The 13,096-nt window shown below is 62.8% G+C and carries 10 protein-coding genes; 8 read left to right on the forward strand and 2 right to left on the reverse strand.

Features of this window, described 5'->3' with window-relative positions:
- The first annotated feature begins 87 nt into the window (after positions 1–87).
- Both AB4Y34_RS23070 and AB4Y34_RS23075 read left to right on the forward strand, forming a co-directional pair.
- Positions 88–930 carry a helix-turn-helix transcriptional regulator gene (locus tag AB4Y34_RS23070; RefSeq protein WP_368717297.1) on the forward strand — a complete coding sequence of 281 codons (843 nt, stop codon included), beginning with the start codon at positions 88–90 and terminating at the stop codon, positions 928–930.
- A gap of 83 nt (positions 931–1,013) precedes the next feature.
- Positions 1,014–1,391, forward strand: a complete 378-nt coding sequence (locus AB4Y34_RS23075) for a cupin domain-containing protein (protein WP_176377943.1) — start codon at positions 1,014–1,016, stop codon at positions 1,389–1,391.
- 9 nt (positions 1,392–1,400) lie between these two features.
- Here the strand turns inward: AB4Y34_RS23075 and AB4Y34_RS23080 are convergent, their stop codons facing one another.
- On the reverse strand, positions 1,401–2,147 hold the full coding sequence (locus tag AB4Y34_RS23080) for an SDR family oxidoreductase (RefSeq protein WP_184225640.1): 747 nt from the start codon (positions 2,145–2,147) through the stop codon (positions 1,401–1,403).
- Positions 2,148–2,220: 73 nt separating this feature from the next.
- On the reverse strand, positions 2,221–3,048 hold the full coding sequence (locus AB4Y34_RS23085) for an SDR family NAD(P)-dependent oxidoreductase (protein ID WP_368717298.1): 828 nt from the start codon (positions 3,046–3,048) through the stop codon (positions 2,221–2,223).
- Positions 3,049–3,150: 102 nt separating this feature from the next.
- On the opposite strand from AB4Y34_RS23085, the gene AB4Y34_RS23090 reads away from it, so the two are divergent.
- The 6 genes from AB4Y34_RS23090 (at position 3,151) to AB4Y34_RS23115 (ending at position 13,062) form a co-directional block, all read left to right on the forward strand.
- Entirely contained in the window at positions 3,151–4,011 is an 861-nt protein-coding gene (locus AB4Y34_RS23090; protein ID WP_368717299.1) for a helix-turn-helix transcriptional regulator, read from the forward strand.
- A gap of 56 nt (positions 4,012–4,067) precedes the next feature.
- A complete protein-coding gene (locus tag AB4Y34_RS23095) occupies positions 4,068–8,393 on the forward strand; it encodes a TIR domain-containing protein (RefSeq protein ID WP_368717300.1) in 4,326 nt (1,441 codons plus the stop codon).
- A 28-nt stretch (positions 8,394–8,421) separates the two neighbouring features.
- The gene (locus AB4Y34_RS23100; protein ID WP_368717301.1) at positions 8,422–9,279 is read left to right on the forward strand and encodes an MBL fold metallo-hydrolase; all 858 of its coding nucleotides are present in this window, start codon (positions 8,422–8,424) and stop codon (positions 9,277–9,279) included.
- Positions 9,280–10,090: 811 nt separating this feature from the next.
- Positions 10,091–10,840: an electron transfer flavoprotein subunit beta/FixA family protein gene (locus AB4Y34_RS23105; protein WP_368717302.1), complete on the forward strand. Its 750-nt coding sequence runs from the start codon at positions 10,091–10,093 to the stop codon at positions 10,838–10,840.
- A 15-nt stretch (positions 10,841–10,855) separates the two neighbouring features.
- Positions 10,856–11,791 carry an electron transfer flavoprotein subunit alpha/FixB family protein gene (locus AB4Y34_RS23110; RefSeq protein ID WP_368717303.1) on the forward strand — a complete coding sequence of 312 codons (936 nt, stop codon included), beginning with the start codon at positions 10,856–10,858 and terminating at the stop codon, positions 11,789–11,791.
- Positions 11,792–11,883: 92 nt separating this feature from the next.
- Complete coding sequence (locus AB4Y34_RS23115) at positions 11,884–13,062, forward strand: NAD(P) transhydrogenase subunit alpha (protein WP_368717304.1); 1,179 nt, start codon at positions 11,884–11,886, stop codon at positions 13,060–13,062.
- Positions 13,063–13,096: the final 34 nt, after the last annotated feature.

Consider the following 13,096-nt stretch of genomic DNA (forward strand, 5'->3'; position numbering starts at 1 on the left):
GATGCCGTTGACATCGTGGCAGGAGCTGACTCGCAGGGGCCAACAAGTGTGTAATATCGAATGCAACGTTTCTTTGGGAGCAATCCCATGCTACGGGTACTTGAGCCGGGCGACTACTTCGGCGCTACCACCCTGCAATACAGGGATGATGGCATCTCGGTCGTGGAGACCCAATTCGCAACGGATCTCATCATTCCGCAGCACGAACATGTGAATCCGTTTTTCTGTTTCGTGCTGGACGGCCGCGGTACACGATCCTGGCCGTCACGCGGTGGCGAAGATGGGCCCATGTCACTGACGCTTTTCCCCGCAGCCGTACCGCACGCAAATTGCTGGTACGGGGCCGGCGGCAAGGCGCTCCATGTCGAATTTTCGTCTTCGTGGCTGGAGCGGATGGGCGGTCGGACCCAAGTCCTCGATCGCCCGGATGACTTCGCCAGTGGAGCTCCGTTGTCGTTCATGCGCCGTCTCGTCCGCGAGTGCAGTGAGCAGGATTCGGCTACATCGCTAGCAGTCGAAGGGCTGGTACTCGAACTTCTTGCGGCATGCGAGCGGGCCGTCCCGCGCGCGGCGACGGTTGGCGGTTCACGTCGATGGCTCGCTCGCGTGGAAGCATTGCTGCACGATCGTTTTCGTGAGACGTTGACGTTGGACGAAATCGCTTCGGACAGTCATGTTTGCGCCGACCACCTCGCGCGGGAATTCCGCAAGCACTATGGCTGTACTGTCGGAGATTACGTGCGCCAGCTTCGACTCGATTTTGCATGCGCTCAATTGACCGGTGGACGCCATTCGCTCAAAGCGATTGCTCAGGCCGCCGGTTTCGCCGACCAAAGCCACTTTACACGCGTGTTTCGGCGCAGGATGGGGCTGACACCAGGCGCGTACCGCGCGCAGTTGCTCGAAGGTCGCTCCCGTACCAAAGATTGACGGTCCGGTACAAGACCAACAGAACTGGCAACGCCTACAGTGGCTCGCATCTTCGACACGAACTAACGTTCACGGAGACTGATGTGAGCACCGATTCCTTTCCGTACTCGACCCACCTTAACGTCCTCTACCCCTTCGGCGAAGTCATCGACGTGCCCGCCCTCGTGGCGGCAAACGGCCATCCCTGGTACAACCAGACGCTGTGTCAGGTGGACCAGTCGGTAGTTCGGCTGGGTGTCGTGCAGGGCGAATATCATTGGCACAAACATGACGCGCAGGACGAATTCTTTTATGTGGTTAGCGGACGCTTCCTGATTGACCTCGAGGACCAGGTCGTCGATCTGGGCCCGGGACAAGCGTTTGTCGTGCATAAAGGCCTGCTGCATCGCCCTCGAGCGCCTGAGAAAACGGTGATCCTGATGGTCGAGGCGGCGGGAATCGTTCCCACCGGTGACACCTGATGCAGATCGTCAGCGAGGCTCGGTCAGCGGGACGGTCTGGCCAGTCGAATCCAGACCAATTCCGCCGTCGCATATGATGGTTTGCCCAGACATGAAGGAGTTCGAAATCAGAAACTCAATCGCCATGGCAATGTCGTCAGGCTGGCCAATTCGTCCTACCGGCGTTCTCGCCGCATAACCGGCAAAAGCGGACTCCTTGTCTTGCTCCGAGAGAAAGTCCCACCACGGCGTATCAATGACGCCAGGCGAAACTGCGTTAATCCGCAATGGGCGTAGCTCTGCCGCGAGGATCGGCACGATCGCAGCAATCGCCGCGTTCGCTGCGCCGAGGCCCGCTGTTCCGGGCATGGCCGAGTGTGCCGACACGGCAGAGAGAAAAGTGATACTTCCGGTTTTCGCAATCGACGCAAGGGCCGCCTGGGCACACGCGAAATGAGGAAACACTTTCTCATCGAATCCCATACGCACCGCATCGAGACTGACGGCTGAAAACGGGCCGCCACCCTTGCCACTGCCGAGCGCGAGAACCAGGTGATCGATTGCGCCAATCTCGGCAAACGTGCCGGCGATGGTCGATGCATCGGATGCATCGAATCTCACCGTATTTGCAGCGCCGCGCAACGCGGCCTTCGCTTTGGCCAGTTTCGCCGAATCTCGCCCGGCAATCGTAACCGCGTATCTCCGGTCCAGTAGCCGGCTCGCTGTGGCGAAGCCAATTCCGGAAGAACCGCCGACAATGAAGACATGATGTGACATGGTTGAAGTTTCCGCTCTTTGAAAAATGCCGGGTATCCGGAACCCGGGCGGACCGACATCGAAGTTCGATGTGTCAATGTGCCAGCGACGGGTCCGTCAACTGAAAGCTGAGCTGACGCAGTCGCTTGCGAAGCGCAGGGTTGTAGGCGTCGGGATGAGCTCTGGCGAGCCTCATGCCGTCGAAATAGAGGCCGGTACGGCCTTCCATTGCGGTGCTGGCCGCAAGATGAAGAACCGCGTCAGCACCTTCCTCGACCGTGCTCAGAGGCGTGATTCCCCCATTCCTCACCATGGTCGTATCCATGTATGTGGCCGGATGCAGACAATTCGCCGTCACGCCGGTCTGCGCCAGTTCGTCGGCCAGATCGAACGTGAACATGATTTGCGCGAGCTTGCTCTGGCAATAGGCCGCGGTACCGCTATAGCCGTGGCTCAACATCAGGTCGTCGAAATCGATCGGGCGTTGTCCCACGGAAGCAACATTGACAATCCGCGATCTCGAGCCCGTCAGCAAAAGAGGCAGCAGAAGCCTCGTCAGGGCGAAGCCCGCGAGGTAGTTCACCGCGAACCGCAATTCGATTCCATCCGCCGTGACTTGCCTGATCGAGCCACGCGGACCGGTCCCGATGCCGGCGTTGTTGATAAGCAGGTCGAGTCGGTCGTGCGCGCATCCGATCGCGCTTGCCAGCGATTGAACTTCCGCGAACGTAGACAGATCAGCCGGATAAAAAGTCGCTTTGCCTCCCGCACCCGCTATTTCGCGAACGACGGATTCGCCCCGTTCCATGTTTCGCCCGTGAATGAGCACATGCGCGCCCTCGGCTGCCAGTCGCTTCGCGACGCAGCGTCCGAGTCCGTCGGTGGAGCCGGTAACCAGCACAAGCTTGTTCGTCATGTTCATGATTGAATAGACTGGAAGTTGGTTTCGTCTTCATCCTGTGCGCTTTGCCGCGCGACAAACAGTGCTGGATCGATACTGGTATAGGGAGCTACCACGATGACGATGAACGTCAGAACCCTCGCCGCCGAACGGCGCCGTGGTGAGCTAGGAGCATTCCTGAGGTCGCGGCGCGAGCATCTGAGTCCGGCCGCGGTCGGATTGCCGGACGGTTTTCGACGACGCACGCCGGGGCTGCGCCGCGAGGAAGTCGCGATGCTCGCGGACGTCGGTATCACGTGGTACACCTGGCTCGAACAGGGGCGCGACGTCCGCGCGTCCGAAGAGGTGCTGATCGCAATCGCGGATGCGTTGCGACTGGACGCCGTTGAGCGGCGGCATCTGTTCGTATTGAGCGATCGTCCGTCGCCGGAACTCCGCTCGACGAATCCGGAAAAACTCGAGGAGCCGGTGCAACGGATGCTTGCCAGCCTGTCAGGCCAGCCCGCCTACGTCACTGGCCGTCGCTGGGATATCCTGGGCTGGAATCGGGCCGCCACCTTGGTATTCGGTGACTACGGGCAGCTTTCGGTGGATGAGCGCAATCTGATGTTCATGGTTTTCGCGAATGCGCGGCACCGCCGTTTGCTCGTTGACTGGGAGGAAGTGGCGCGTGCGTCCCTTGCGATGTTCCGTAACGACAGTGCCCGCTATGTGGGCGATCCTGATTTTGAACGGCTGATATCGACGCTGCGACACAGGAGCGACGAATTCAATGCGTGGTGGCGCAGGCACGAGGTGCTCAATCCGCTATCGAATATCAAGCGCATCAGGCATCCGCGAAAAGGCCTGATGGTCTTCGAATACACCAGTTTCGCGCTGCTGGACGGCTCCGATCGCAAGCTCACCGTCTACACGCCGCTTGACGAATGCAGGACCGCGGACAAGCTGGACGCTCTCATCGTGTCCGCCAGGCGCGAGCTATAAAGCATTGAGACATTCAATTCTGCGCGCGGGATGCCAGACTCAAACACATGAGGTGGATGGTGTCCTTTGCGAGTGCAGTCAACTGCGGGACTGAAGTTCGCAGCGCGATGCCCAGAATCTTCATTAGCCACGCCAGCCCGAATAACGCTCTCGCGCTCGCGATCGGACACTGGCTTGCCGATAACGGCTGGGATGATTACTTCCTGGACCTCGAGCCGGTCGAGGGGGTGGCTGCTGGGGAACGCTGGCAGGAAGCGCTCAAGTCTGCGGCCGACCGCTGCGAGGCCGTGCTGTTTCTGATTTCGCCCGCATGGTGCGACTCTCGCTCGTGCCTGGCTCAGTTAACCTTTGCCAGATTCCTGGGCAAGACAATCTTCGGTGTGCTCGTCGAGGCGACGCCGATCGACGCCTTGCCGAAAGAATTGACGGCGCAATGGCAGGTCTGTGACCTCACCGCCGGGACTCAACGCCAGAGCTTCCGGGTCTCGCATGACCCGCTCGTTTCGGCAACTGAAGTCTCGTTCGCCAAAGCGGGGCTTGCCCGGCTCGAGCTTGGGCTGCGACGGGCCGGCTCCGCTCCGTCGGGCTTTCCGTGGCCGCCGGCTAACGATGCCGAGCGCCCCCCTTATCCGGGACTGAGAGCGCTGGAGGCCGCGGATGCGGCCGTGTTCTTTGGCCGGGACACGGCGGTCTTGCGCGGGCTCGATACGCTACGCAGCGTCCGCGAGCAGGGGATCGAGCGGATGTTGGTCATCCTCGGCGCATCCGGAGCGGGCAAGTCGTCCTTTGTGCGGGCCGGCCTGTGGCCGCGCCTGAAGCGCGATGACCGAAACTTTTTGCCGCTTCCAGTGATCCGTCCGGAGCGGGCTGTTGTTACTGGCGCCACCGGACTCGTCGTCAGTATCGAGCTGGCCTTTCAGGAACTCGCGGTAGTCAGGACGCGCGCCGAGATCCGCCAGGCAGTTCAGACTCCTGAAGGATTTGAGCAATTGCTTGGCCAGCTTCAAACGCTGCACTGCTCGCGGCTCGCGTCAGATGCCGTTGCGCCGACCGTTCTGGTCTGCGTCGACCAGGGCGAGGAATTATTCAGCGCGGAAGGCGAACAGGAGTCTTCGCACTTCCTGTCCCTGCTTGCGAGGACGCTCGCCACGGCGGAACACGAGGGGATGCAGACGATCGGCAACCGGCAGCGTGCGCTTGCGGTCGTGGCGATCCGCACAGACGCTTACGAGCAATTGCAGAGCGCGCCAACGCTGCGCGGCGTGCCACCGCGTGTCTTCGGTCTCCCTCCATTGGAGCGCGCGGAATTCAAGGCGGTGATCGAGGGTCCTGCCGCGCGGGCTACCGCCGCCGGGCGTAAGCTGACGATCGAGCCAGCGCTGACCGAGCAGCTTCTTCGGGATACTGAAGAGGCAGACGCATTGCCCTTGCTGGCCTTTACGCTCGAGCGGCTATTTACCGACTATGGCGCCACCGGAAACTTCAGCGTAGCCGACTATCAGGCGATCGGGGGTATGCGCGGTTCCATTGAGGCCGCGGTCGAATTTGCATTTGCCGATCCCGGACGGGAGCCCGCCGTTCCAGCAAATAAGGCCGAGCGCGAGCGCCTGCTGCGCGAGGGCTTGATCCCATGGCTCGCGCACGTCGAACCGCTGACGCAACAGCGCAAGCGCCGCGGGGCACGCTGGGATGAGCTTCCCGAATCCGCCCATGCCGTCCTGAAGCGTCTCATCCGGTATCGACTGCTATTGCAAGACCGGCGCAAGGCCGAAGCTGGCAATGAGGAAACCAACATCGTTGAAATCGCGCACGAGGCGTTGTTACGGCAGTGGCCTGTCCTTGCCGCCTGGCTCGACGCGGACGCGGATGCGCTCAAGACAGTCGCAACCGTGCAGCGAGCGGCGCAGGAGTGGCAAAAGCACGGGCAGGGGACGGGCTGGCTGGCCCACGCCGGCGAGCGGCTGACGAGCGCGGAAGCAATCCTGCAGCGTTCGGACTTCGAACGAATGCTGGGCAGGGATGACCTTTCCTATTTGCGGGCTTGCCGCGGGCGCGCGGAGCGCGAGTCGCAGTTGCAGCGAATCGCTCAGACACGGACAGCGGCCACGCAGCGACTCATCCAGGTACTGATGGGCGTAGTCGCGTTCATTCTGATTGCGACAGGGGGGTGGATCATTCATCAGACCCGGACGGTCGCACGCCAGACTTCTGTTGTGCTGTCGTCGGCGGCGACGTTGGCGAACGACGCGGGAATCTACGATCGCGCAATGCGCTTCGCGATACTGGCAATGCGCAAGAGTTGGCTCTCGCCGGGATCGGTTGACGCAGAGCTGGAGCTCATGCGCGGCGCGCAGGCATCTATGCAAATTGCGTTGCTCGGCGGGCATCAGGGTGCGGTCGATTCCGCCGTATTCAGCCCCGACGGTAAGCGGGTGGTGACCGCGTCCTGGGACGGGACCGCGCGGGTGTGGGACGCGGCTACCGGCAAACAGATCGTGCAGCTCAGCGGACATCAGGGGCTGATTTATTCCGCCGCCTTCGGCCCGGACGGCCGGCGCGTGGTGACCGCCTCGGCGGACATGACCGCGCGAGTGTGGGACGCTGCTACGGGCAGACAGATCGTGCAGCTCAGCGGGCATCGGGATCTGGTTTATTCCGCCGCCTTCGGCCCGGACGGCCGGCGCGTGGTGACCGCGTCCGCGGACAGGACCGCACGGGTGTGGGACGCTGCTCCCGGCAAACAGATCGTGCAGCTCAGCGGGCATCAGGGGCCGGTTTTCTCCGCGGCGTTCAGCCCTGACGGCCAGCGGGTGGTGACCGCGTCCGCGGACAGGACTGCGCGGGTGTGGGATGCGGCGACCGGCCAGGTGATCGCGCAGCTCAGCGGGCATCGGGAACTGGTGAGTTCCGCAGCCTTCAGCGCGGATGGCCGGCGCGTGGTGACCGCGTCCGATGACAAAACCGCGCGGGTGTGGGATGCGGCGACCGGCCACGTGATCGCGCAGCTCGCCGGGCATCAGGGACCGGTTTTCTCCGCGGCCTTCAGCCCGGACGGCCGGCGCGTGGTAACCGCGTCCGATGACAAAACCGCGCGGGTGTGGGATGCGGCGACCGGCCACGTGATCACGCAGCTCACCGGACATCAGGGACCGGTCAGCTCCGCCGCCTTCAGCCCGGACGGCCTGCGTGTGGTGACCGCCTCCGATGACAAGACTGCGCGGGTGTGGGATGCGGCGACCGGACAGACGATCGTGCAGCTCATCGGACATCAGGGGCCGGTGAACGTCGCCGTCTTCAGCCTGGACGGTCAGCGGGTGTTGACTGCATCGCGTGACAGGACAGCGCGCGCGTGGGACGCGGGGAAGGGGATCTTGCTGCTCAGCAGACATCAGGAGCCAGTTGTTTTCGCCGCCTTCAGCCCGGACGGTCAGTGGGTGGTGACGGCGTCCCGTGATAGGACCGCGCGGGTGTGGGACGTCGCCACCGGCAAGCAGATTGCGCTGCTCAGCGGGCATCAGGGGTGGGTTGACTCCGCTGCGTTCAGCCCTGACGGCCAGCGGATAGTGACCGCGTCCGCGGATCAGACCGCGTGGCTGTGGGACGCGGCCGCGGGCAAACAGATCGCGCAGCTCAGCGGGCATCACGGGGCAGTTTTTTCCGCCGCCTTCAGCCCGGACGGCCAGCGGGTGGCGACGGCGTCCGCGGATGGGACCGCGCGGGTGTGGGACGCGGCCACGGGCAAACAGATTCTGGTGCTCAGCGGGCATCAGGAGCCGGTTGATTCCGTCGCCTATAGTCCGGACGGCCAGCGGGTGGTGACTGCGTCCTGGGATGGGACCGCGCGGGTGTGGAACGCGGCCACGGGCAAACAGATCCTGGTGCTCAGTGGCCATCGCGGCACCGTCTTTTCCGCCGCGTTCAGCCCGGACGGACGGCGCGTGGTGACCGCGTCCGCGGATGGGACAGCGCGGGTTTGGGACGCGGCGACGGGCAAACAGATCGGCCAGTTCAGCGGGCATCAGGGGGCAGTGGACTCCGCCGCCTTCAGCCCGGACGGCCAGCGGGTAGTGACCGCGTCCGCGGATCAGACCGCGCGAGTATGGGACGCGGCGACCGGCCTGGTGATCGCGCAACTCACCGGGCACCTAGGAGCCGTGAGCTCCGCCGCCTTCAGCCCGGACGGCGAGCGGGTGGTGACCGCGTCCGCGGATCAGACCGCGCGGGTGTGGCCTATCCGATGGCTTATGCAGAATCGAGGGCGGAGCCTGGCGATGGCGGTGTGCAAGGAAAGGCTTGTGGGAGCAAACTTGCTCACAACCGGTGATGGAGCCGCCCTTTCTCTCGTACGCGGGCGCCAGGGCGAAAACGTATGTGGATCCTGATTTGCCGACCGGACGACAGGAGCATCGAATGAAGCCGACACGCAACGCCGATTCCGTCCCAGGCGAGTGGTACATCGACACAGCGTGCATCAACTGCGGTGCATCGCGTCACGTCGCGCCGGGGCTGATTGTCGAACGAAACGACAAGAGTGTCTTCTTGCGGCAGCCCGTTACGCCCGAAGAGCACGTCGACGCATGGCGTGCGGTGCTCGTTTGTCCCACGGCGTCGGTACGGAGTGAAACGAAGCAGCCTCGTCCGGGTGCCGCGATCTTTCCACAGCCGATCACGTCGGCTGTGTGGCGCTGTGGATTTAACTCGCGGTCGTCGTTTGGCGCGCACTCTTACTTTGCGAGGCGTCCGGACGGCAATCTGATGATCGACTCACCGCGCTACGCGGCGGAACTCGTGAAATGGTTTGATGAGAACGGTGGCATCACGCACATCCTTCTATCGCATCGTGACGACGTCGCGGACGCAGATAAATACGCCCGTCATTTCGGCGCGCGCGTCTGGGTTCACCGGGAAGACATGTCGGCCGCGCCTTATGCAACGGACCTGCTCGACAATGGATCGGCAACGGACATTGCGGTCGGCGTAAGCGCGATCCCTGTGCCCGGGCACACGCGCGGCAGCGTCGTGTACCTGCTCGACGACAGCGTATTGTTCTCGGGTGATTCGCTTGCGTGGAGCCCGCGCGCGGGGGACCTCGTCGCGTTTAGGGACGCGTGCTGGTATTCATGGTCTGAGCTCACCGAATCGCTTGGCAAGCTAGCCGCGTATCGCTTCGACTGGTTGCTTCCTGGTCACGGCTGGCCCACGCACTTGCCGGCCGATGAAATGCGCGCCCGCTTGCTCGCGTTGGTTGTTCGCATGCGGAAGGATTGATGGAATCCTTAGGCGTCGATGAGCCGCCGTTCTCGTCGCTTACCGCCATTCACCGGGGCAGTGCCCTCGTGCTAGACAGCACGAACGCAATGTAGCGACGAAACGCAGGCCATATCTCATACGGAATCATAGTCGCGCGACGGAATATTGGCATCGAATCGTCGCAACCGACGATTACTATCGGGTAGAAGCTATCTAACATTCATTTTGCACATAGCCCATCGCATCGATTCAATGCGCCGCGATCGAGTCGAATCTTCGGTGCGCTGTACCGGAGCATGGTGACAGGCTCAAACGCGAGCCGATGACACTCTGCGTGGGATGGGGTCCTACGCAGTCGGGTAAAGGGAGCGCGGGAGAACCTCGACGACGGGATGCCGAGTGTGATCTTTGACGATCGACGTTACGGTGCAGGCGCCGGTAGCGCGCAATTGGTGCCGCGAGGCGCAGCACTTCCCGGATGCTTTGCCATGCTAACGAACATCGAACCAATCTGATTCTAATGAGCGTGCTTCCGATCGAATTGCGACCGTGAGTACGTTGGACGCGCTCGATTAGCGTGGGCAAGAAATGGTGGCGATCGAGTTCGATGCCCCCGAAAGGCTTCGGCCGATTGCAAGCGTTTTCGTGTCCAGACTGTGCAATGTGCTGGCGAGACGGTCACGGGTACCTTGCGTATCGATACGTTAGCCGAATGACGATACATCTGTGGCGGAGGTGATTTGCCACTCATTTTTGCCGAGCATTGTCGACGCGTAAGTAGACGATTGCGGCGTTTGCGCGAAGGCATAGATGAATTACGGAGAAATGGATGAAGGTTTTGGTCGCAGTGAAACGGGTAGTCGATTACAACGTGAAGGTCCGCGTGAAGTCGGATGGCACGGGCGTCGACATTGCCAACGTGAAAATGTCGATGAACCCGTTCGACGAAATCGCCGTGGAAGAGGCGGTTCGTCTGAAGGAAGCCGGTGTGGCGACGGAAGTCATCGCCGTGTCCGCAGGTGTCACGCAAGCGCAGGAAACGCTGCGCACGGCGCTCGCGATCGGCGCGGACCGCGCGATCCTCATCGAGTCGAATGAAGACGTTCAGCCGCTCGCCGTGGCGAAGCTGCTCAAGGTGCTGGTCGACAAGGAGCAGCCGCAACTGGTGATCCTCGGCAAGCAGGCTATCGACGACGATTCGAACCAGACCGGCCAGATGCTCGCCGCGCTAGCGAACCTGCCGCAAGCGACGTTCGGTTCGAATATTACGGTTGCCGATGGCAAGGCCACGGTCGCGCGTGAAGTCGATGGCGGCGCGGAAACGCTGTCGCTAAAGCTGCCCGCCGTCGTGACGACGGACCTGCGCCTGAACGAGCCGCGCTACGTCACGCTGCCGAACATCATGAAGGCCAAGAAGAAGCCGCTGGAAACGGTCAAGCCGGAAGACCTCGGTGTGGACGTCACGCCGCGTCTGAAGACCCTGAAGGTTGCCGAGCCGCCCAAGCGCAGCGCAGGCGTGAAGGTCGCCGACGTGAAGACGCTGGTCGAGAAGCTGAAGACCGAAGCCAAGGTGCTGTAAGGGAGCGAGACGAAAATGACGAGTCTGGTTATTGCTGAACACGACAACGCAACCATCAAGGCTGCGACGCTGAACACCGTGGCTGCCGCGCAGAAGATCGGCGGCGACGTGCACGTGCTGATCGCCGGCCACAATGCTCAAGCGGCTGCCGATGCAGCAGCGAAGATCGCCGGCGTGGCGAAGGTGCTGCTGTCCGACGCGCCGCAACTCGAAGTGGGTCTTGCCGAGAACGTCGAAGCGACGGTTCTGGGCATTGCGAAGAACTACACGCACATCCTCGCGCCGGCAACGGCAGCGGGCAAGAACGTCACGCCGCGCATCGCCGCGAAGCTCGATGTCGCGCAGATCAGCGACATCACGGCAGTGGACTCGACGGACACGTTCGAGCGCCCGATCTACGCGGGCAACGCGATTGCAACGGTGCAGTCGGCTGATCCGGTCAAGGTGATCACAGTCCGTACCACGGCGTTCGACGCAGTTGCAGCCGAAGGCGGCAGCGCAGCGGTGGAAAAGCTCGAAGCGGCAGCCGACAGCGGCCTCTCGCAGTTCGTTGGCCGTGAGGTCACGAAGCTCGACCGTCCGGAGCTCACGAGCGCGAAGATCATCGTCTCGGGTGGCCGGGGCCTGGGCAGCGGCGAGAACTACACGAAGGTTCTGGAGCCGCTCGCGGACAAGCTGAACGCAGCGCTTGGCGCTTCGCGCGCGGCCGTGGACGCGGGCTATGTGCCGAACGATTACCAGGTCGGTCAGACAGGCAAGATCGTCGCGCCGCAGCTCTACATTGCGGTGGGCATCTCGGGCGCGATTCAACACCTCGCGGGCATGAAGGACTCGAAGGTGATCGTGGCGATCAACAAGGACGAAGAAGCGCCGATCTTCAGCGTGGCCGACTATGGTCTAGTGGGAGATCTTTTCAGTGTGGTACCGCAATTCACCGAGGAAATCGGGTAACCGCGCGGTGTCACATATCACGCACCAAGAATGGAGCTTACCCGTCTCCACCCTCGGGGATGGTTCCTTTATCCAATACAAAGAGACAAGACATGCACATCGGAGTGCCAGCCGAGACGCGCACGTTTGAAACCCGCGTCGCCGCGACGCCCGAGACAGTCAGGAAGTACGTGTCCCAAGGGAGCAGGGTCACAGTTCAGCGCGGTGCGGGGACGATGGCCAGCTATACAGACGACGTATTCACTGTGGTCGGCGCGAGCTTTCCCGACGAGGCCTACGCGGTTGCGGGCGCGGAAATCGTCGATGCCGAGACTGCATTAGGCGCCGATCTCGTCCTCAAGGTCCAGCCCCCCACCGATACTGAACTGCCGCTGCTCAAGCGCGGCGCGACGCTCATCGGCATGCTCGATCCGTTCAACGCTGACAATGCCGCCAAGCTCGCTGCCACCGGCGTCACCGCGTTCGCGCTCGAAGCCGCGCCGCGCACCACGCGCGCGCAGAGCCTCGACGTGCTGAGCTCGCAGGCCAACATCGCCGGCTACAAGGCGGTGCTGCTCGCCGCGACGCTCTATCCGCGCTTCATGCCGATGCTGATGACCGCCGCCGGCACCGTGAAAGCCGCTCGCGTGCTGATTCTCGGCGCGGGCGTCGCGGGTCTGCAGGCGATCGCGACCGCGAAGCGCCTCGGCGCAGTGATCGAGGCGTCGGACGTGCGGCCGGCCGTGAAAGAGCAGATCGAATCGCTCGGCGCGAAATTTCTCGACGTGCCCTACGAGACGCAGGAAGAGCGTGAGGCGGCCGAAGGTGTTGGCGGCTACGCGCGGCCGATGCCGCTGTCATGGCTCGCGCGCCAGGCAGCGCTCGTGCACGAGCGAGCCAAACAGGCCGACGTGGTGATCTCGACCGCGCTGATTCCGGGCCGCGCCGCGCCGACGCTGATTTCGGTGGAAACCGTGCAGGCGATGAAGCTGGGCTCGGTTCTGGTCGATCTCGCGGCCGGCCGTGGAGCCGAATATGAAGGTCGGCGCGGCGGCAACTGTCCGCTGACTGAGGCAGACCAGGTGGTGGTGCGCCATGGCGTGCAGCTCGTCGGCTATACGAATCTGCCCGCAATGGTGCCAGCCGACGCGTCATCGCTGTACGCGCGCAACCTGCTCGACTTCCTGAAGCTGATCATCACAAAGGAAGGTGTACTGAACATTGATCTAGCGGACGACATCGTCGCGGCCACGCTGCTGACCCGCGACGGCCAGGTGACGCGTAAGGCATAGCAGGGCAGCACATAGGACCCGCGCCGGCGCGAGC

This window comes from Paraburkholderia sp. BR10954, from assembly GCF_040965775.1.
Taxonomy (GTDB): Bacteria; Pseudomonadota; Gammaproteobacteria; order Burkholderiales; family Burkholderiaceae; genus Paraburkholderia; species Paraburkholderia youngii.